Below are 19,150 nucleotides of genomic sequence, written 5' to 3'. Positions count from 1 at the left end.
CAGGAAGCGCGACCGGGAGAGCTGGTTTAGTCCCGGCGGGGCGGTCTAGCTTGACTCGCGCACTACCAGGGTTGCTTTCGTGATCGGAGTGGCGACCGGCGCTTCCCTGCCCTCGACAGCGTGCAGTGCGAGCTCCGCGAAGTACCGGCCAAGACCTGCAGCATCCACATGGATCGACGACAGAGACGGCACCAGGCGACGAGCAAGTGGGGTGTCATCGTGACCGATCACGGCAAGTTGCCCGGGCACGCTGAGTCCACTCCGGAGCGCGCTTCCGAGGACGGTGGCGGCGATGTCGTCGTTATATCCGGCCACCGCGCTGACGCCCTCTTTTCGCCAGCTGTCGACGCAGAGCATGGCGTTCTCCTCGCTCACCGCGGCAACCGAGAACCTCAGGCCCATACGGGCGGCCGTCCTTCGTGCCAGTGCTTCGCGATCGCCCGCAAGGGATGTTAGACGGGGGTCTGCGGTAGTGGCGAATGCGATATGTTTGTGCCCCCGACCGGCGAAGTGCTCGACCTGTATTTCTGGGCCAAGCGCATGCTCGAGGTCCGCCCCAATGCCAGGTGGCGCCGACTCCGGGGAAACCACTTGGGCTCCGGAGGCCCGAATGGTTTCCGCCTGCTGGGACGAAAACGGCACCATCCCCATCACAAGATCTGGCTGGAGAGTCTCCCACAACGGTCGAGCATGCCCGCTAGCGTGCGGGGTCATGGTGACCAGTGAGTAGCCCGCTTCGTCCAGCGCCGAAGAGGCTTCGTCGATGTGCGCCCGCATGGTGTAGTCGATCGGCCAATCCGGCAGCACAAGGAGGATGATCTTGCTTTGACCACTGGCCAGAGCTCGAGCACCCAGGTGCGGTCGGTATCCGAGTCGGGCGGCTTCCCCGAGGACACGTTCGCGCGTCGCGGGAGAGATCGTCTGGCCTTGCGTGTCGTTGAGGACGAATCCAACCGTGGCCCGCGAAATGCCAAGAGACCGGGCAATGTCAGCAGCGGTGACTCGCCGCTTCACTTGCTGCTCAGACATCGGTTCTCCTTCCGGCTTGCGCGCGCTAGTTCCATCACGGTAGCATCGCCCTCAATTGCTAGCACGCGCTAGTTGCTTTTCTCCTGTCGACAATGGAGTCACAATGCCCACATCCGACGCACTCTCCGCTGAACCTCAGACCCAGACCGCACCGGCATTGCCTGAGCCAGAGAAGCGAGTCGGGCGGCGATTCACAATCCTCTTCGGGCTGCTCAACTTCGGCTTGTATCTGACCGTCATGATGCCTGCCCTGTTTAGCCTTCCCTATAAAGTCGGCGTGCTTGCCCCGGACAGTAAAGCCGCTCTTCTTGGCGTGGTCGCAACAGTGGGTGCCGTCGTCGGTCTGATCGCCGGTCCGGTCGCGGGCGTTCTCAGCGACCGTACCCGCACGCGCATCGGTCGTCGTCGGCCCTGGCTCATCGGTGGCATTTTCGTACTCGCAATCGGGTCGGTCGCAGTTGCTGTCTCCGGCTCCGTACCCATGCTGATCCTGGGGTGGACCGTCGTCTCGATCGGTGGCGCATGCAACGCGGCAGCAATTACACCGATTGTCGCAGAACGGGTGCCGGAGGTTCAGCGCGGAATCATGGGCGCGATTGTTGGTGTCGCTACCCAGCTTGGCGGAGTGCTCGGTTACACGATCGGCGGCCTTCTCACCACGAACCTGCTCCTGATGTTCCTCATCCCAGTGATCACGCTGGCCGTTTTTGGTGCCATCTTCATGGTCTTCATTTCCGATCCGATCGTTGAACTCCCCAAGACCACGCTTGCCCAGACCTTCCGGCTGCTTGTCTTCAATCCCCGCAAGCACCGTGACTTCTCCCTGGTGTGGCTTGGCAAGCTGCTCATGCAGACCGCGCTGGCCTTCCTCACCACCTATCAGTTGTACTTCCTGCTGGATCGGCTCGGATTCACAGCCGAGGAGGCCGGGTCAAAACTCGCCTTGGTGGGAGGCCTGGGCATCCTCATCACCATGACCTTCGCCATCGTCTCAGGGATGCTCTCCGACCGGCTCAAACGCCGCAAGGCTTTCATCTATGGTGCGTCGGGGCTCACGGCCATCGGGCTGGCGCTGATGGCATTTGCTGACGGGTTTGGTCTCTTCTTCGCGGCGGTGCTGTGCATTCTTGGCGCCGCGGGAATGTTCGGCTCTGTGGATGTGGCCATGGCCAGTGACCTCGTGCCCGATCGTGAGCAAGCGGGGCGATGGATGTCGATCTACAACCTCTCCGCAACCCTGTCGGGCGCGGTCGCTCCAGTAATTGGCGCTGGCCTGCTGCTGCTTGGTCCGAGCGCTGGTGGCAACTACACCGCATTGTTCCTCGTCGGAGCATTGCTAGCGCTCGGTGTCGGCATCACGGCTGGCTTCGTGAAGGGTGTGCGTTGACGATCCCCATCACCGCCACAGACCTCACCCCGGAGCAGAAGGCGCTACTCCTGGAGGGCGTCGACGCGTGGCAAACAAACACTCTGCCGGACCGGGGAATTCGGTCGCTCTTCATCACGGACGGCCCTCACGGAGTGAGAAAAGTGCGCCAGGCTACGGGCGGGTTCGCAATCGGCGAGAACGAAGAATCCACCGCCTTCCCCCCGGCCGTCACGGTTGCCAGCAGTTGGAATCCGGAGAATGCTCGCCTGATGGGGGAGGCGATCGGTCGAGAGGCGCGCAGCGCGGGCGTGGATGTGATCCTCGGGCCTGGTGTCAATATCAAACGCAGCCCTCTGTGTGGGCGCAATTTCGAGTACTTCTCCGAGGACCCACTCATCTCCGGGGTGATGGGGAGCGCGTTCGTGAGGGGTCTGCAAAGCCAGGGCGTCGGAGCGTCAGTGAAACACTTCGCAGCGAACTCCAACGAGAACTACCGTTTCGTCGGAGACAGCATCGTCGACGAACGAGCCCTCCGAGAGATCTACCTGCGCGCTTTCGAACGCGTCGTCACAGAAGCGCAGCCCGAGACGGTCATGTGTTCATACAACCGACTCAACGGCACTTTTGCGTCTGAGAGCCGTGAGTTGCTCACCGACATCCTCCGAGACGAGTGGGGATTCACCGGTGTGGTGATGACTGACTGGGGCGCGACCGACAACCGTCCTGCGGCGATCCTCGCAGGCGCTGATCTCGACATGCCTGGCCAGGTACCCCACAACCGACAAATGATCCTTGACGGGGTCCGCGACGGCAGACTTTCGGCCAGTGTGTTGGACATAGCCGTCGGCCGTGTGCTGGATCTTGTGGCACGCCACTGCACGCCACAAGGGGAAGCCGCCAATTATGACCTTATGGAGCACGCCGCACTTTCTGGAATGATCGCCCGGCAGGGTGCAGTGCTTCTGGAGAACAACGGCACCCTCCCACTCTCCGCGGGAGACGGCGAACTGTTGGTCGTCGGCGAGATGTTCGAGGTCATGCGTTACCAGGGCGCTGGCTCCTCACTGATCACTCCACCCGAGGTCATCTCGCCACGAGTCGCGTTTGACCAGCGTGCCATCGACTATCGTTACGTGCCCGGCTACCGCGCCTTCGACGGAGCAACCACGGCTGAGATGATCGACGAGGCCGTTCGAGCCGCCCGCGACTCCCAGACGGTGTTGTTCTTCGGTGGGCTGACTGACCTGGAAGAGAGCGAAGGCTTCGACCGCACGCATATGCGACTCGGAGACGGGCAGCTCAAGCTCCTTGAGGCGCTCATAGAGGCCGGCGCTGCGGTCGTTCTTGTGCTCTTTGCCGGAACGCCTGTCGAGCTGCCTATGGCAGATCGACTTGCCGCGGTGCTGAACATGAATCTTCCCGGAATGCATGGAGGAGACGCGACCGCGGCACTGCTCTTTGGTGAGGCCAACCCTTCGGGCAAGCTGGCCGAAACATGGGTGAAGAAGATCGAGGACTCCAGCCCATATGGCGACTACAACCGGGGAGCCCTGGCCCGATACTACGAATCGATCTACGTCGGGTACCGCTTCCACGACGCGGCCAAGACCGATCTCGCCTACCCGTTCGGCTTCGGGATGTCCTACACCTCCTTCGCCTACAGTGACCTCATCATCTCGGTGAAAGACGGAGTCGTCACCTGCCAGACGACGGTCACCAACATGGGGCATCGCGACGGTGCGGAGATCGTCCAGCTTTACGTGGGTGCCAACTCCAGCGCGGTATTCAAACCAGAAAAGGAACTGCGCGGCTTTGCTCGCATAGAGATTCCCGCTGGCCAAGCCCGTGTCGCCACCATTAGCTTCCCGCTATCCGAGCTGTCGTACTGGGATGTCGGAGCGCACGACTGGGTGCTGGAGAACGGTGACTACCTAATTCAGGTCGCGGCATCTGCCGCTGACATCCGTCTGGTGGAAGTCCTGAGCGTGCAGGATCAAGCTGACTCGAGGTCGCCATACTCTGCAGCGGTCGACACAAGCTACTCGACTCCACCGCGAACAATTCCCGCAGCCTTCCCCAGCCTCGTCGGTCACCCCATTGCCGATCTCTACGACGCTCGGCGGTTGACGATGAACACACGACTGATTGACGCGCGCCGTACCCTGCTGGGCAGACTCGTGAGTGGAGCTATCATCGGCTCCGTCGCCAAGAACTACCGCGCCGCATTAAAGCTGCCCGAATCGCTCGACCGCGACTCGCGCGTGAAGAACAGCTACTTCGTACTGAGGATGATGCCCAATTCGTCGATGCGATCCCTCGCGATGTCCTCAGGAGGCACATTCCCCTACGACGTGGCGAAGACGCTCGAGCTCCTCGCGACTGGCCACCCGGTCCGCGCTCTCAAAGTCCTCGCCGCATGGCGGAAAGGTACGCGTTGAAGATCTCCTCATTGACCGTTGATGGGCTCGAATCAGGGCTCGTGACCGACGAAGCTCCCCGCATCTCTTTCGCATTGGAATCGAACACCCCTGGGGATAGCCTGCAGCGTGCTGTTGTCACTATCGGCAACTGGAAGGTCGAAACTCGCGATCAGATCGGGATCGTCCACGGCGGCCGCCTAGAGCCGTTCACCGAGTACCCGGTGCGCGTCGCGGCCACAGGCACGAGCGGGGATCTCGCCGAGGCGACGACTTCGTTTCGTGTAGGCCGTTTGGACACACCCTGGTCGGCGCGGTGGATCACCGATCGCGATTACCGCACACCCAAGAAGCAGTCGCCCGTGCCGATGGTGTTCCGCAAAACCTTCGCCGTAGGCCCGGGGCTGCGGCGAGCATGGCTGGAAGCCACCGCCCTCGGCGTCTACGAGCTCGAGCTCAACGGGATCAAAGTCGGCGAAGACTACTTCGCGCCAGGATTCACGTCGTATGAGCACCAGATCCAGTACCAGACATACGACCTTGATCCGCTGTGCGACGGGTCGAACACGATTACGGCGACCGTGGCCGGAGGCTGGGCCGTGGGATCCTTCACGCACACTCGCAAGAACAGGATCTACGCCGATCGTCAAGCGTTTCTGTGCGAGGTCCACTTGGAATACACCGACGGGACTGCCGAGATTGTCGCGACCGGAACCGACTGGGAGGTCAGCATCGACGGTCCCGTAAGGATGGCCGAGTGGTACGACGGCGAGACCTACGACGCAACCGTCGGCCACGAGCAGCAGACATGGAAGCCCGCATCCCTCACCGCGCCAAGAGGAACACCGACCTTGCTCGCGCAGTACGGCCCACCGGTCCGTGCACAGAAGGTGATGCATCCTGTCGCGCAGTCGTTGTCGTCGAGTGGCGAGCTGATCTTCGACTTCGGGCAGAACTTTGCTGGCGTCATCAGCGCAGTGCTCCGTGGTACGCGAGGTCAGACGGTGACGTTCCGGCATGCGGAGGTGCTCGTCGAAGGCAAACTCTTCGTGAAGTCTCTTCGCACCGCGAAAGCGACGGCCACCTATGTCTGTGTCGACGGCGAGCAGAGCTACTCGCCTCGGCTGACCTACATGGGCTTTCGGTACGTGGGCGTGAGCGGAATCGATGCGGAGGATCTGGACCTCACGGCCCTGGTGTTGCATTCCGACCTAACCGAAACCGGGTTCTTTTCCTCGTCTAGCCCGTTGCTGAACAAACTGCAGTCCGCAATCCGATGGGGTGGGCGCTCGAACTTCGTCGACATCCCGACTGACTGCCCCCAGCGCGATGAGCGTGAGGGCTGGACAGGGGATTACGCGGTCTTCGCAGCGACAGCGTCCTACAACTTCGACATGAGCCGCTTCCTGCGCAAATGGCTGCGCGATCTGACGTCCGAGCAAAGTCCGGGTGGCGGCATCCCCATGGTCGTTCCTCGAGCGGGCAATGGCTTCCCTGTGATGGCCACTTCGTGCTGGGGGGATGTGTGCGTACTCGCCCCTTGGGCCGAGTACCTCGCGCGCGGCGATCTCGAGCTGCTGCGCGATCAGTATGCAACGATGACGAAGTTTCTAGGCGCAGCCTTGTGGTGGTCTGGACTCTTCTCGGTGACAAAGCGCGCACGGCGTATCTGGCGGTTTCCCTTCCATTTTGGTGACTGGGCTGCGCCGGACGGCGCTGTGCGGGACTGGCTTGCGAAAGGAAAGTGGATCGGCACGGCGTACTTCGCCAACTCCTGCGGGATCGTGGCCGACATCGCCGAGCTGCTCGGCAAGTCCGACGACGCTGCGCGCTATCGAGCGCTTCGCGGGGAGGTCATCGATGCCTACCGCGCGAAGTTCACGGACGGGAATGGCACTCTCGCCAAAGAGTTCCAGACGGGCTACGTGCTGCCGTTGCACTTCGGCATGACCGCAGGTGGTGAAACGGAGAAGATGGCGGACAATCTTGTTCGACTCATCGACGACGCGGGTGGACACCTGGCTACGGGTTTCCCCGGCACGCCCTACATCCTGTTCGCCCTGTCCGATAACGGTCGGGTGGATGACGCGTTCCGACTACTGCAGCAAACGTCGAGCCCGTCCTGGCTGTATATGGTCGAGTCCGGCGGCACGACGATCTGGGAGCGCTGGGACGCGCTGCGACCCGACGGCACCGTCAACACATCAAGCCTCACGGCAGCCGGAGACGACGACAGCTCCGACGGCGGAATGGTGTCGTTCAACCACTATGCCGCGGGTGCCGTGGGCGACTGGCTCTATCGGCGCGTAGCAGGCATCGAACCAATCGAAGGCGGATACCGCAGCTTCCGGGTCGCGCCCCTCATGGGAGGTGGATTGACATCCGCACAGGGCAGTGTGACAACCCCCTACGGGCGGGCCGCATCTGAGTGGAGCATCACGAATGGACTCTTCACCCTTGCCGTCGACGTGCCGGTCTCGACATCCTGCATCATCGTGTTGCCCGATGGCACTGAGCATATGCGTGCCAGCGGGCACCACGAGTTCCAGTGCGAGCTCGTCGCGGCATGATGAACGATGAGCTTGAGATGGGAGACGACGACCTCCCCACCCATAGAGATATTTTCCGAACACGAAGCCGACGATTCATGAGGAGCGGAGGCGATCACCGGTACCGCACCAGTCGCGGCGAGCAGATACGCCTCGACCGGGAAGTCGACATCGGAGGTGTTTGCTTCGCGAATGGTGCGCATCCATGGCTCTTTTTGCCATAGAACGTGTGAGACATAAGCGCCCGTCGTGAGTTGCGCCTAAGCCTCGATGACCACCGGGACGATCATGGGTCGACGCCGGTGCTGCGTGTTGACCCAGCGGCCGACAGTGCGACGGATGACCTGGCTGAACGCGTGCGTGTCTCGCGTGCCGTTCTCCGCGGCATCGGTGAGCGCGCGAATGATGAGCGGCTTGACCGCGTCGAACACCGCCTCGTCCTCCGCGAAACCGCGGGCCTGGATCTCCGGCCCGACGATGACACGGCCGGTCTGCGGGTCGACGGCGGCGAAGATCGAGATGAAGCCCTCTTCTGCCAGGATCCTGCGGTCCTTGAGGTCGGCATCCGTGATCTCGCCCACGGTCGAGCCGTCGACGTAGACGTACCCGAGGTCGAGTTGGCCGACGACGGTCGCGACGCCGTCCTTGAGGTCGACGACCGTGCCGTCCTCGCCGATGATCGTGTTCTCTTCTGACACGCCCGTCGCGATCGCGAGCTGCTGGTTGGCGACGAGGTGGCGGTATTCGCCGTGCACCGGCAGCACGTTCTTCGGCTTGAGGATGTTGTAGACGTAGAGGAGTTCGCCCGCGGCGGCGTGGCCGGAGACGTGCACCTTCGCGTTGCCCCTGTGCACCACGTTGGCTCCGAGCTTGACGAGCCCGTTGATCACGCGGTATACGGCGTTCTCATTGCCGGGGATGAGGCTCGAGGCGAGAATGACGGTGTCGCCCTTTCCCACCTCGATCTGATGCTCGAGGTTCGCCATCCGCGCGAGCACGGCCATCGGCTCGCCCTGGGAGCCCGTGCTCATGTAGACGATCTTGTTGTCCGGCAGGTCGACAGCCTTCTTGGCCTCGATGAGCACGCCGTCCGGCACCCTGAGGTAGCCGAGCTCGGCGGCGATGTTCATGTTGCGCACCATGGAGCGCCCCATGAAGGCGACCCTGCGACCGTTCGCCGCGGCAGCGTCCAGCACCTGCTGCACCCGGTGCACGTGGCTGGAGAAGCTCGCTACGATGACCCGGCGCGGAGCCTTGGAGATGACGCTCTCGAGCACGGGACCGATGTTGCGCTCCGGCGCGGTGAAACCGGGGACGTCCGCGTTGGTGGAGTCGGGCAGGAACAGGTCGACGCCGGCCTCGCCGAGGCGGGCGAACGCACGCAGATCGGTGATGCGATCGTCGAGCGGAAGCTGGTCCATCTTGAAGTCGCCGGTGTGCAGTACGACGCCGGCGCTCGTCTTGACGGCGACCGCCAGGGCATCCGGGATCGAGTGGTTGACCGCGATGAACTCGAGCTCGAACGGGCCGAAGGTCTCACTCTGCCCCTCGTGCACCGTGAGCGTGTACGGGGTGATGCGGTGCTCCTTGAGCTTCGCCTCGACGAGCGCGAGCGTCAGGGTCGAACCGATCAGCGGAAGGTCCTGGCGCAGCTTGAGCAGATAGGGGACCGCTCCGATGTGGTCCTCGTGGCCGTGGGTGAGCACGACGCCGAGCACGTCGCCCAGGCGGTCGCGGATCGAGCCGAAATCGGGCAGGATCAGGTCGACGCCGGGCTGATTCTCCTCGGGGAAGAGCACGCCGCAGTCGACGATGAGGAGCTTGCCGTCGATCTCGTAGACGGTCATGTTGCGGCCGATTTCGCCGAGGCCACCAATCGGGGTGACGCGGAGGGTTCCCGCGGCGAGCTTGCTGGGTTGGTAGATGGGTGAGTTCATGGCGTCCAGTGTTTGTGCGATCCGGATCGGATGACCGTAGATCGGTTCTTGGGGCCTCGAGCCCCCGGTTCAAGTTGGGTGGCTACCGCGTGGTGCCGGCGACCTTCGGAAGCGCCCCGCCCGCTGCGGCGTTGCGATCCGGTCGGAAGTTGCTGAGGTCGAGCCCGGGAATCTCCCCGACGAGAGCGATCTCGTCTTCGATCCTCGCCGCCTCGAAGTCCTCTGGGCCCACGAGCGGAAGCCGCACGCGCGGCGACCCGATGCGGCCGAGGCCGTGCAGGATGTACTTCGCCGCGACGGTGCCTGGCACGTGGGTCATCACGGCGCGCACGAGCGGTTCCAGTTGCTTGTGCGCCGCGGTGGCCGTGGCGAGATCTCCCGCGTTCACGGCGTCGATGATCACCCGATACGGGGTCGCGGCGATGTTCGCCGTGACACCGACGAGGCCCGTCGCGCCGATGGACAGGTGCGGAAGCACATTGGTGTCGTCGCCGGAGAAGTAGAGCAGGTCGGTCTGGTTGAGAACCCGGCTGACCTCGGCGAAATTGCCCTTGGCATCCTTGACCGCGCGGATGTTCGGGTGCTGGGCCGCGCGCAGGATCGTCTCGTACTGGATCGGGATGCCCGCCCGGCCAGGGATGTCGTAGAGGATGACCGGCAGGTCCGTGGCATCCGCGATCATGCGGAAGTGGGTGAGCACCCCGGCCTGGGTCGGCTTGTTGTAGTACGGCGTGACGATCATGACGCCGTCGGCGCCCGCCTTCTCGCTCGCCTTGTACAGCTCGATGGCGTGCGCGGTCTCGTTCGAGCCGCCGCCCGTGATGGTCTTGGCCCGACCGGCCGCAACAGCCTTGCTCACCTCGACGAGACGGATCTTCTCCGGGTCGGTGAGGGTGCTCGTCTCGCCGGTCGTACCGGAGACGACGATACCGTCCGCACCGGCGGTGATGACGTCGTCGATGTGCTTCTCCACGCCGGCCCAATCGACTTCGCCGTCCGGGGTGAACGGAGTGACGAGTGCGACGAGCACCTGACCGAAGGGATTATTGGGCACTGCGCTTGTAGGTGTTGGCACGCTTACAGGGTAACGGTTGAACCCGTCATTTCACGTCATACTCCTCCACCTCGTCGAGCACGGGCATAGCGTGTTGCCACCATGAACGCTCTCGCCGTCTTCTCCGCCCTGTTCGGGCTCGTGGCCTGCGCCACGGCACTCGGACTGCTGTGGCGCGCGCAAACCGGTCGCGTGCGCGCGATCGCGAGCGGCGAAGGGACGATCGACCTCGCGGACATCGTGCCGGACGCCGTGGCCGGCAGCAGCGCGACCCTGCTGCAGTTCTCGACCGAGGTCTGCGCACCGTGCAGGGCCACCCACGTCATGCTCGGCGCGCTTGCGGAGCGACACAGCGGGGTCGCCCACGTGGATGTCGACATCACCAGGCGGGCGGACCTCGCCAGCAGGTTCAGACTTCTGCAGTCCCCCACCACCCTCATTCTCGACGGCCGGGGTGTCGTCCGCGCCCGCATCGGAGGGGCGCCACGTCCGGCGGAGGTCGCCGAGGAACTGGGCAGAATCCTCGGGCGAACCACCGTCACCTCCTGATCCACCGCCGCCCGATCCGCCGCCACACACCAAGGGAGACCCGATGACCGCTCGCGAGCACACGACACCGCTTCCGGCATCGAAGGCTGCGCTCCTTGCGCGGCCCGGCCACACCGGCATCGACCCGCGCGGCCCGCGCTTCGGCGCGGGCATCACCTCCGTGCTCCTGCTCGTGACGATCGGACTCTCGCTCGGCACCGCGGCGACAGCCCCTCCGAACGTCGCCGGGCGAGCGACGCAGCCGGGGTTCATCCTGTTGGCGATCATCACCGTTCTATTTGCCTGGGGTGCGTTCGCCGGAGTGCAGAAGCACCCGTACGGACGCCTGTTCGCCGCCGTCGTGCGCCCGCGCCTGGCGGCACCCACACATCTCGAAGACCCGACGCCACCGACCTTCTCGCAGGGCGTTGGGTTCATCGTCTCGATCGCGGGCGTGGCACTGCACCTCGCCGGCGTCCCGTTCGGACTCGTCATTCCCGCGGCACTCGCGTTCGTCGCGGCCTTCCTGAACTCCGTCTTCGACTACTGCTTCGGCTGCCAGATCTACCTGCTGCTCGTACGCGCGCGAATCCTCGCCAGGGCCCCGACCTCCGTCTCCTGACCGCGCAGAATCCGGCAAGGATGGTGGCCTAGGCTGGAGTGTCGATTCGAGGGGGCAGGATGGCCGCGCAGGGCAAGCGCACGATGCGAATTCTGGTTGCCGGGGCATCCGGGCTGATCGGCACGGAGCTCTGCAGGCGGCTGCGTGCCGATGGCCACGAGGTCCACACGCTCGTGCGTCGGCAGCCCACCGCGGAGCACGAGCACAACTGGGCGCCGACCGCGCGCATCCTCGACTCCAGCCTGATCGACTCGGCAGACGCCGTCGTGAACCTCGCGGGCGCACCGCTCGGCCATCTGCCGTGGACCCCGAGATACAAGAAGGAACTCGTCGACTCGAGGCTGCAGACCACGCGAGCGCTCGCGGAGGCGATGAACATGGCGGCCAGGCCGCCGGAGGTGTTCCTCAACGCCTCGGCCGTGGGTTTCTACGGCGATCGGCCGGGTGAGCGCCTCACCGAGGAGTCGCCCAAGGGAGAGGGATTCCTCGCGGACCTCGTCGACGCGTGGGAACAGGCAGCTCAGATCCGGCCGGCGAAGACCAGACTCGTCACCTTCCGCACCGGCCTCGTGCTCGGCCGCGGGGGTGCGCTCGGTCCGCTCATGACGCTCACGAAGCTCAGGCTCGGCTCCCGGCTCGGCACCGGCGGCGACATCTGGCCGTGGATCAGCCTCTACGACGAGGCCGCGGCCATCCGTCATCTCCTGACCTCGACACTGAGCGGCGTCGTCAATCTCACCGGGCCGACCCCCACGAGCTCGGACCGTATCACCTCGCAGCTGTCCCGCAGCATGCGCCGCTGGTATCCGTTCACGGTGCCGTCCTGGGCGATCTCGCTTGCGCTGCAGGAGGCGGGACCCGAGCTTCTGCTGGTCAGCCAGAAGGTGCTCCCGCAGAAGCTTCTCGCGGACGGTTTCAGCTTCCGCGACGAGACGAGCCAGCAGGCGATCGACGCCCTGCTCGCCGATGGCTGAGCAGTCAGGTGTTCGGGCGCTCAGGCGGCCTTGCGCTCGGCCCGCTCGAGCCGGATGGCGTGCCCGATCGAGCGCCTGCCGCGCCTGCGATCACCACAGGCGTCATAGGCGAGGCCGAGCCTGAACCACGCCTGCCAGCTCCCCGGAGCGGACTCGACGGCGGCCTGGTACCGCGGGAATGCCGCATCGGCTGCGGCACGCTCCGGCCTGCCGCTCGCGCGAGTGGGGAGGGAATCCGATGGCAGGCCACCGCTCGACCGCAGCACGCCGATGAGCCGTTCGCAGCGGATGCCGAACAGCAGCTCTGCCACGAGCGCCCAGGCCCCGAGCAGCGGAAGCACCAGGAGCGCGACGCCGATCAGCTTGGAGACGACGACATCCACGGCGAGCAGGCGGAAGGCCAGTTGCACGACGACGACGAGATAGAGCAGGAGCAGCAGCGACATGATGCCGACCGCGATGCGACCCTTCATTCGGATGCAGCCCCGCCCAGGTCGATCAGCCGGTCGAGTCCGACGATCACGCCGCGTGCGGTGACGGTTGCGCGCAGCGCGATGAGGATGCCCTGCTCATAGGCGCTCGGTGCGAGGGTCTCGTGGCTGAGGGTGAGCGTCTCACCGTTTCCGCCGAAGATCACGTCCTGCTTCGCGACCACGCCGTGCATGCGCAGGCTGTGGATCGGAACGCTCGCGACCTGCTGGCCGCGCGCCCTCTGGTCGGTGTGTGGGGCCGCGACCGGACCGAGCCCGGTCCGCGCCGCGCCGATCAGCTCCGCCGTGCGCACAGCAGTGCCCGAGGGCGAATCGATCTTGGACGCGTGGTGCGCCTCGATGATCTCGATCGAGTCGTAGAACCGCGCGGCCATGGTCGCGAACGCGGTGGCGAGCACGGAGCCGATCGAGAAGTTGGGCACGATGATGACGCCGAGGGCGAGGTTGCCGGTGATGGTCCGCTCAAGGCCCGCGATCCTCTCCGCCGACCAGCCGCTGGTGCCCACCAGCACGCTGATTCCGTGTGCGACCGCGAACTCCACCACGGACTGGCTCACCGCGGGGAGGGTCACATCGACCGCGATGTCGGCACCGAGCATGTCCGAGAGCTCGCCCTTGGAGTCGATCTCGGCGACGAGCTCGAAGTCGTCTGTGCTGCGGATGATCTGCGAGACGAGCTGGCCCATCTTGCCGGTTGCGCCGATCACGGCGACCTTGGTTGTCATCCGTTCAATCTACCAAGCGGCCGTCGGCTTCGATCCCCCTAGGCTTGACCCATGGTCGGCTTCAGGGAGACGCTCGTGACGAGCGGCGCCGCACACACCCTGCTGACCGAGTACTTCGCCTCGCGCGAACTCAGCTTTCCCGAGGCGCAGGGCCGGTATCGCCCGGTGTTTCCCTCGGCGGAGGCCTTCACGCCCCCGCGCGGCGTCTTTCTCGTGGTCGAGGGCGCCGGGGCGGATGGCGAGGCGGCGGATGTGGGCTGCGGCGGCATCCGACGGCTCGAGACCGCCGAGGGCGACCCTGCGCACATTGACCTCGTGCGCTTCGAGGTGAAGCACCTCTGGCTCGAGCCACACACCCGCGGACACGGCTATGGCCGCGCCCTGCTGCAGGAGCTGGAGCGACGTGCGCGCGGCTTCGGCGCGCGCGAGCTCGTGCTCGACACCAACGACAGTCTCGCGGCCGCGGGCGGGCTCTATCGCTCCAGCGGTTTCGTCACGATCGCGCCGTACAACAACAACCCCAACGCGACGACCTGGTACGCGAAGACGCTCGACTGACGCGGTGGCCGAGCAGGCCGCCTGCGGCCGTATCGAGCGATCGTTCCTCGCGCGCTACTCGACCGGCGGAACGTCAGTACGGCTGGTCGACGGGCAGGCCCGTGCGCAGCTCGGGCGGCAGGTGACCGAGGTCGTTGTGAGTGATGAGCTCCGGCGACTTCACCGAGCGCACGCGGATGATGGTGAGACCGCAATTGGCCTGGTTGGTCCCCATCCAGCGCCAGGCCGGCGCCTCGAACACCTCGCGCACGAACCACGCGATCACGAAGTTGTGGGTGATGAGCAGGGTGTGGCGATCCTCGCGTGACGGCGTGAGCCACTCGGCCACGGCATCCGTCATCTGCGCCTGCCCCGCATCGATCTGAGCCTCGGTGACCGAGCCGAAGAAGGGCTGGAACGCGTGCGGCATGTCGGGCGTCGGGCCAGAGGGGATGCAGTCGAACAGGAGAGCGGATGGCTCGGCGCGAAGATCCGGCATGCGCGCGGTCATGATGGACGCCGTCTCCTCCGCGCGCTGCAGCGGGGAGTGCCACGCGCCAGTGAAGGGCACCCCGCTCAGGCGTTCGGCGATGAGCCGCGCCTGGCGCGTGCCGCGGGCGGACAGCGGCCCGTCGGGCAGACCGTGCTCCGCGTCCTGCTGCTCGCCATGGCGGACCAGGTAAATGAAGTGGGACATCGTTGTTCCTGTTTCGGTCGTGCGTGTTCTGTGTGGGTGTTCTTGTGGATGTTCTGTTCGGGTCAGACCGCGACGGGTTCGTCGCTGAGCCCCGCGAAGGCCGACTCCTCGACCGTGCCGACCGAGGCGATCGACAGCGGCCTGGACGCGAGTTCACCGGCGAGCTCGCGGACGTCAGTGGCGGTCACGAGCGAGAGCCTGCGCAACGCCTCGTCGAGGTCGGTGAATTCTCCGTGGGTGAGCTCCGAGCGGCCGAGCCTGGACATCCTCGTGTCCGAGTCCTCCAGCGCGAGCGCGGACGCCCCGCTCAGTTGCCCGGAGGCGCGCCGCATCTCCTCATCTGTGACCCCGCCGTCGGCGAGTCGCCTGAACTCCCCGAGGAGCAGTTCGGCGACCTGGCCGGCCTTGCTCGGCGAGCACCCCGCGTAGAGCCCGAAGAGCCCTGCGTCGGCATAGCTCGGCGAGAAGGAATAGACCGAGTACGCCAGTCCGCGCTTCTCGCGGATCTCCTGGAACAGCCGGGAGGACATCCCGCCGCCGAGGATCGAGTTGAGCACGGCCATGGTGCTCCTGCGGTCGTCCGTCGCCGAGATGCCGGGAACGCCGAGCAGGATGTTTGCCTGCTCTATCGGGCGCTGCACCACGACGAGAGGGCTGCCGCGCTCGATGAGCTGCTCGTTCGAGGTGCGGCGCTCGACCGGCGTCGCCTCCCGCTCGAGGTTCCATCCCGCGGCAACGAGCGCCTTCTGCACTCCGGCGACGAGAGCGTCGTGATCGACAGCGCCCGCGACGGTGATCACGAGGTCGCGTGGGCCATAGTTGGCCCGGTAATGCTCCCACACGGAGTCCCGCGTGGCCGCCTGGATCGTGTCCGGGTTGCCCCCGATCGGGCGCCCCAGCGGATGCTCGCCGAACACGGCCTCGAAGAATCGCTCGCTCGTGACATCCGCCGGATCGTCATCGGCCATCGCGAGTTCCTCGAGGATGACGCCGCGCTCGTTCTCGAACTCGAGCGGGTCGAGGAGGGACGAGGTGAGCATGTCGGAGAGGACCTCGACGGCCATCTCGAGATCGCGATCCTGCACCTTCGCGTAGTAGCAGGTGTATTCCTTCGCCGTCATCGCGTTGTGTTCGCCACCGACGGAATCGAAACTCACGGCGATGTCGAGCGCGCTGCGCGTGGCCGTGCCCTTGAAGAGCAGGTGCTCAAGGAAGTGAGTGCTTCCGTAGCTCGCGGGCAGTTCGTCCCTCGAACCGACGGCAACCCAGTAGCCGACGGTCGCGCTCCTCGCCCCAGGCACCTGTTCGCTGAGGATACGCACGCCACTCGGGAGGATCGTGCGCCGCACGAGCGAATCGCCCGAGGCGGTGAAAGAGAGTTCGGCCACGCCGAGGGGAAGCTGGGCTGCGCCGTTCACGTGTCGAGCCTACGTCACCGAAGGTGTCGGCGTGGCCCGCGCAGTCCGGCTGTGGAAAAGCACTCCCCCGTATTGGGGTACATCAATGTCGGATAAAAAGAGGACAAACAGATTTGTCTGTCGCACTTTCTGTGCTAGCCTCCAAACGTTGGAGTTTTGAGCGGAGTGATCCGCGAAAGACACGCAAAAGGATTCACCCCGAAATCCGCTTGCGTGCTCGGCCACCCGAAGGCGGAGCGCAACACGCACGACCGTGAGTTCACCCCCGTTCTCGCGTTGAGTATGAACGCCGGGCCCACCTCCAGCCCGGTTTGCTGCCAAACGGCTTTGAGGATTCCTAGCCGAATTGCCGAAGGGAGCCACGCTGTGACGGTTGTAGAGTCCGATCCGACCGCTCAGCGTGCCCCCTCGGCTGGCTCAAGCCCCTGGGCCAAGCAGCGCATCCTCGAAACAGCCGATCGACTGTTCTCCGATGAGGGCATCCACACCGTGGGCATCGACAGGCTCATCAGCGAGTCCGGTGTCACCAAGGCCACGTTCTATAAGCATTACGGGGCCAAAGACAAGCTCATCCTCGAGTACGTCAAGCACCGGCACGAGAGCGTGAAGTCCAACGTCGAGCCCATCGTCTCCGGCGCGACCGATCCCGAAGCAGCACTCAGGGAACTCTTCGCCATGGTCGAGCGCGAGACCCAGCGAGACGGATTCCGCGGCTGCCCGTTCGTCAATGCCGCGACTGAATACCCGGATCCCCGCCATCCCGTGCGCGCGGTCGTCGCTGAACATCGAGACTGGTACACGGCAACGCTCGCCTCACTACTCAAGGACCTCAAGCATCCGCTGCCCGGCGACGCTGCAGACGATCTCATGCTGATCAGGGACGGCGCCATGGCCGGCGCCTACGCCGGCGACTTCGTCGCGGTCGGAGCCGCTCTCGCTCGCGCACTGGCCAGGATCATGGCCGAAATCGGCGCGCAGGACGATTCTTAGACCAGACAGTCTCGTCTGTCCTCGATGGCACGGCCTTCTGCGGGGTACAGCGCTGAGGCAATGCTTCGCATCGCGCGTGCGCGGGGTCAGGCGGAAGCACGATCCAATGCAGCCAGCTGGTGTCTGGTGAGCTGAACGGCCGACGCCGCCATGAGCTCATCGACCTGCTCCGGCAGACTCGCGCTCGCGACGGGAGCAACGACGCCGGGCTTGGCCAGCAGCCACGCCAGCGCGATCGTGGCCGGGGTCGACTGCTGCACGGCCGCGACGCCATCCAGACAGGCCAGAACGCGCAGCCCTCGCTTGCCCAGGTACTCGGTCGGCTTGACGCCACGCGCACCCCGGACGACGTCTGCCCTCGTGCGATATTTGCCCGTGAGGAACCCGCCAGCCAGCGCGAATCGCGGCATGACGCCGAGCCCCTGCTGGTGGGCCACCGAGGCAAGTGTTCCCTCGTATTCCGCACGGTGCATCAGGTTGTAGTGGTTCTGGACCGCGACGAGCGGAGTGATCCCCAGTTGTGCCGCGATGACTCGCGCCTCGATCAGGCGGTTGCCCGAGTGGTGCGACACACCGAAGTACCGCACTTTGCCGGAGCGGATGAGCCAGTCGACCGCGAGCAGGGTCTCCGCGAAATCGACGGCGGTGTCATCGATGTGCAGGTAGAGCAGGTCGATGTACGAGGTCTGCAGTCGCTCGAGCGAGGCATTCACGGAACGCATGATCATCGTCGCAGACAGCCCGGGGTTGTCCGCGCTCTTACCGACCTTGGTGGCAACGACGATCTCTGCGCGGTTGCGGCGCTCCCGCATCCAGTTGCCGATCATGATCTCGCTGCGACCGCTCGCGTAGGAGTCTGCCGTGTCGATGAAGTTTCCGCCGAGTTCCGCATAACGGTTCAGGATGCCCTCGGTCGTCTCCGCGTCGGCCGTCCAGCCGAAGACGTTGCCCCCGATCGCGAGGGGGAACACCCGAAGTTCAGACTCCCCGAGCCTGCGCAGGCGCGAGAGTGCAGTGGGGGCGGTCCATTCAGGTTCCCAGGCCCCCGCGGATACGACATCCGGTAGCAACTGCATCACTTCCAACCCCCGAGCACTCGCGTCCGTCCCTTCACGAGCTCGATTCGGGTGCGTGCGCGTCTGAGACCGAGATTAGTTCAGGCGGGCAAGGAAACCGGGGAGGGTGCGCGAATCGTTACATTCGCGCCTGCACCCAGTTCGGGGGCAGAGTGCCACGTCCCTTCCCTCGGAGGCCTTTCCCACGAAACCGTGCAAGCGTTGACTCAGGCGGTACGGGCGAGGAGGGGATCATGGCTTTGCGCAGGCCCAGGAATACCATGGGTACCCGCGCGCAGCGGGAGTCGAGTTCGACGAAAGTCACGGAACAGCGCGCGCTGACCATCGCGAGCGGCACCAACTGGCTCGTCATCGGTGCCGGCCTCACCGTGATCTGTGGCGGGCTGCTCTTCGCCATGCAGTGGCTCACACCTGCCGCCGTCGCCACCACCGGACTGGTGATCGTGATCGTCCTGTACGCGTTGATGATCGTGACTCGTATCGTGGTGCAGCCGGGCAGGGCAAGGCTCTGGACGCTCGCGGCCCTCACGATCCTGCTCGTGATCACCTTTTTTGTGTGCGGAGGGGTCGTTGCCGCAACGGAGTGGCGCGCTGCCGGAGTCCTCTGACCGATCACGCCTCGGCACCGAAACGCAGCAACGCACAAACGCAGAAGTGCCCGCCCCCCCCGGGCGGGCCCGTGTGGGTTTGTGGGGTGCTGCGGTGAGGTGGCGCGGCGGGATCGGTGAGAGGACTCC

At 65.1% G+C, this 19,150-nt stretch carries 17 protein-coding genes; 9 read left to right on the top strand and 8 right to left on the bottom strand.

The window, feature by feature from the left end:
- Positions 1-45: 45 nt before the first annotated feature.
- Positions 46-1,029 (bottom strand): LacI family DNA-binding transcriptional regulator, encoded by a 984-nt coding sequence (locus ABUA28_RS12555; RefSeq protein ID WP_349904527.1) that lies wholly within the window; start codon positions 1,027-1,029, stop codon positions 46-48.
- Between the two features lie 223 nt (positions 1,030-1,252).
- Here ABUA28_RS12555 and ABUA28_RS12550 point away from each other — a divergent pair, with 223 nt between their 5' ends.
- From ABUA28_RS12550 to ABUA28_RS12540, 3 genes are all read left to right on the top strand, one after another.
- Complete coding sequence (locus tag ABUA28_RS12550; protein WP_349904526.1) at positions 1,253-2,416, top strand: MFS transporter; 1,164 nt, start codon at positions 1,253-1,255, stop codon at positions 2,414-2,416.
- Between the two features lie 134 nt (positions 2,417-2,550).
- Positions 2,551-4,836: a glycoside hydrolase family 3 C-terminal domain-containing protein gene (locus tag ABUA28_RS12545; protein WP_349904587.1), complete on the top strand. Its 2,286-nt coding sequence runs from the start codon at positions 2,551-2,553 to the stop codon at positions 4,834-4,836.
- 41 nt (positions 4,837-4,877) lie between these two features.
- The gene (locus ABUA28_RS12540; protein WP_349904525.1) at positions 4,878-7,385 is read left to right on the top strand and encodes a family 78 glycoside hydrolase catalytic domain; all 2,508 of its coding nucleotides are present in this window, start codon (positions 4,878-4,880) and stop codon (positions 7,383-7,385) included.
- A gap of 239 nt (positions 7,386-7,624) precedes the next feature.
- On the opposite strand, the gene ABUA28_RS12535 is transcribed toward ABUA28_RS12540, so the two are convergent.
- Complete coding sequence (locus ABUA28_RS12535) at positions 7,625-9,301, bottom strand: ribonuclease J (protein ID WP_349904524.1); 1,677 nt, start codon at positions 9,299-9,301, stop codon at positions 7,625-7,627.
- An 82-nt stretch (positions 9,302-9,383) separates the two neighbouring features.
- Positions 9,384-10,376: a 4-hydroxy-tetrahydrodipicolinate synthase gene (gene dapA / locus ABUA28_RS12530; protein ID WP_349904523.1), complete on the bottom strand. Its 993-nt coding sequence runs from the start codon at positions 10,374-10,376 to the stop codon at positions 9,384-9,386.
- A gap of 81 nt (positions 10,377-10,457) precedes the next feature.
- Here dapA and ABUA28_RS12525 point away from each other — a divergent pair, with 81 nt between their 5' ends.
- From ABUA28_RS12525 to ABUA28_RS12515, 3 genes are read left to right on the top strand one after another with little or no spacing between them, the layout of a single operon-like run.
- Positions 10,458-10,904 (top strand): TlpA family protein disulfide reductase, encoded by a 447-nt coding sequence (locus ABUA28_RS12525; RefSeq protein WP_349904522.1) that lies wholly within the window; start codon positions 10,458-10,460, stop codon positions 10,902-10,904.
- Between the two features lie 43 nt (positions 10,905-10,947).
- Positions 10,948-11,505 carry a DUF4395 domain-containing protein gene (locus tag ABUA28_RS12520; RefSeq protein WP_349904521.1) on the top strand — a complete coding sequence of 186 codons (558 nt, stop codon included), beginning with the start codon at positions 10,948-10,950 and terminating at the stop codon, positions 11,503-11,505.
- A gap of 59 nt (positions 11,506-11,564) precedes the next feature.
- A complete protein-coding gene (locus ABUA28_RS12515; protein WP_349904520.1) occupies positions 11,565-12,479 on the top strand; it encodes a TIGR01777 family oxidoreductase in 915 nt (304 codons plus the stop codon).
- A 20-nt stretch (positions 12,480-12,499) separates the two neighbouring features.
- Here the strand turns inward: ABUA28_RS12515 and ABUA28_RS12510 are convergent, their stop codons facing one another.
- Both ABUA28_RS12510 and dapB read right to left on the bottom strand, forming a co-directional pair.
- A complete protein-coding gene (locus ABUA28_RS12510; RefSeq protein ID WP_349904519.1) occupies positions 12,500-12,952 on the bottom strand; it encodes a hypothetical protein in 453 nt (150 codons plus the stop codon).
- Complete coding sequence (dapB, locus tag ABUA28_RS12505; protein ID WP_349904518.1) at positions 12,949-13,695, bottom strand: 4-hydroxy-tetrahydrodipicolinate reductase; 747 nt, start codon at positions 13,693-13,695, stop codon at positions 12,949-12,951. The genes ABUA28_RS12510 and dapB overlap by 4 nt, the downstream gene beginning before the upstream one ends.
- Positions 13,696-13,746: 51 nt before the next feature.
- On the opposite strand from dapB, the gene ABUA28_RS12500 reads away from it, so the two are divergent.
- On the top strand, positions 13,747-14,253 hold the full coding sequence (locus tag ABUA28_RS12500) for a GNAT family N-acetyltransferase (RefSeq protein WP_349904517.1): 507 nt from the start codon (positions 13,747-13,749) through the stop codon (positions 14,251-14,253).
- Between the two features lie 73 nt (positions 14,254-14,326).
- Here the strand turns inward: ABUA28_RS12500 and ABUA28_RS12495 are convergent, their stop codons facing one another.
- Positions 14,327-14,929 carry a histidine phosphatase family protein gene (locus ABUA28_RS12495; protein WP_349904516.1) on the bottom strand — a complete coding sequence of 201 codons (603 nt, stop codon included), beginning with the start codon at positions 14,927-14,929 and terminating at the stop codon, positions 14,327-14,329.
- A gap of 62 nt (positions 14,930-14,991) precedes the next feature.
- Positions 14,992-16,347, bottom strand: a complete 1,356-nt coding sequence (locus ABUA28_RS12490; RefSeq protein WP_349904515.1) for a M16 family metallopeptidase — start codon at positions 16,345-16,347, stop codon at positions 14,992-14,994.
- Positions 16,348-16,713: 366 nt separating this feature from the next.
- Between ABUA28_RS12490 and ABUA28_RS12485 the strand changes: the two genes are divergently transcribed.
- Entirely contained in the window at positions 16,714-17,337 is a 624-nt protein-coding gene (locus ABUA28_RS12485) for a TetR/AcrR family transcriptional regulator (protein WP_349904514.1), read from the top strand.
- Positions 17,338-17,423: 86 nt separating this feature from the next.
- Here ABUA28_RS12485 and ABUA28_RS12480 read toward each other — a convergent pair whose 3' ends face one another.
- A complete protein-coding gene (locus ABUA28_RS12480) occupies positions 17,424-18,413 on the bottom strand; it encodes an aldo/keto reductase (protein WP_349904513.1) in 990 nt (329 codons plus the stop codon).
- A 233-nt stretch (positions 18,414-18,646) separates the two neighbouring features.
- Here ABUA28_RS12480 and ABUA28_RS12475 point away from each other — a divergent pair, with 233 nt between their 5' ends.
- Positions 18,647-19,021, top strand: coding sequence for a hypothetical protein (locus ABUA28_RS12475; protein ID WP_349904512.1), 375 nt, complete (start codon positions 18,647-18,649; stop codon positions 19,019-19,021).
- The last annotated feature ends 129 nt before the right edge of the window (positions 19,022-19,150 follow it).

This window comes from Parafrigoribacterium humi (assembly GCF_040227205.1).
Taxonomy (GTDB): Bacteria; Actinomycetota; Actinomycetes; order Actinomycetales; family Microbacteriaceae; genus Parafrigoribacterium_A; species Parafrigoribacterium_A humi.
The sequence above is the reverse complement of the archived record's forward strand: the minus strand, read 5'-3'. Positions and strand labels throughout refer to the sequence as shown.

Excerpts from the sequence above, each read along its gene's own strand:
- dapB (WP_349904518.1), bottom strand. The coding sequence starts at position 13,695 with ATGACAACCAAGGTCGCCGTGATCGGCGCAACCGGCAAGATGGGCCAG.
- ABUA28_RS12520 (WP_349904521.1), top strand. The coding sequence starts at position 10,948 with ATGACCGCTCGCGAGCACACGACACCGCTTCCGGCATCGAAGGCTGCG.
- ABUA28_RS12495 (WP_349904516.1), bottom strand. The coding sequence starts at position 14,929 with ATGTCCCACTTCATTTACCTGGTCCGCCATGGCGAGCAGCAGGACGCG.
- ABUA28_RS12535 (WP_349904524.1), bottom strand. The coding sequence starts at position 9,301 with ATGAACTCACCCATCTACCAACCCAGCAAGCTCGCCGCGGGAACCCTC.
- ABUA28_RS12525 (WP_349904522.1), top strand. The coding sequence starts at position 10,458 with ATGAACGCTCTCGCCGTCTTCTCCGCCCTGTTCGGGCTCGTGGCCTGC.
- ABUA28_RS12475 (WP_349904512.1), top strand. The coding sequence starts at position 18,647 with ATGGCTTTGCGCAGGCCCAGGAATACCATGGGTACCCGCGCGCAGCGG.
- ABUA28_RS12510 (WP_349904519.1), bottom strand. The coding sequence starts at position 12,952 with ATGAAGGGTCGCATCGCGGTCGGCATCATGTCGCTGCTGCTCCTGCTC.
- ABUA28_RS12500 (WP_349904517.1), top strand. The coding sequence starts at position 13,747 with ATGGTCGGCTTCAGGGAGACGCTCGTGACGAGCGGCGCCGCACACACC.
- ABUA28_RS12555 (WP_349904527.1), bottom strand. The coding sequence starts at position 1,029 with ATGTCTGAGCAGCAAGTGAAGCGGCGAGTCACCGCTGCTGACATTGCC.
- ABUA28_RS12515 (WP_349904520.1), top strand. The coding sequence starts at position 11,565 with ATGGCCGCGCAGGGCAAGCGCACGATGCGAATTCTGGTTGCCGGGGCA.
- ABUA28_RS12480 (WP_349904513.1), bottom strand. The coding sequence starts at position 18,413 with ATGCAGTTGCTACCGGATGTCGTATCCGCGGGGGCCTGGGAACCTGAA.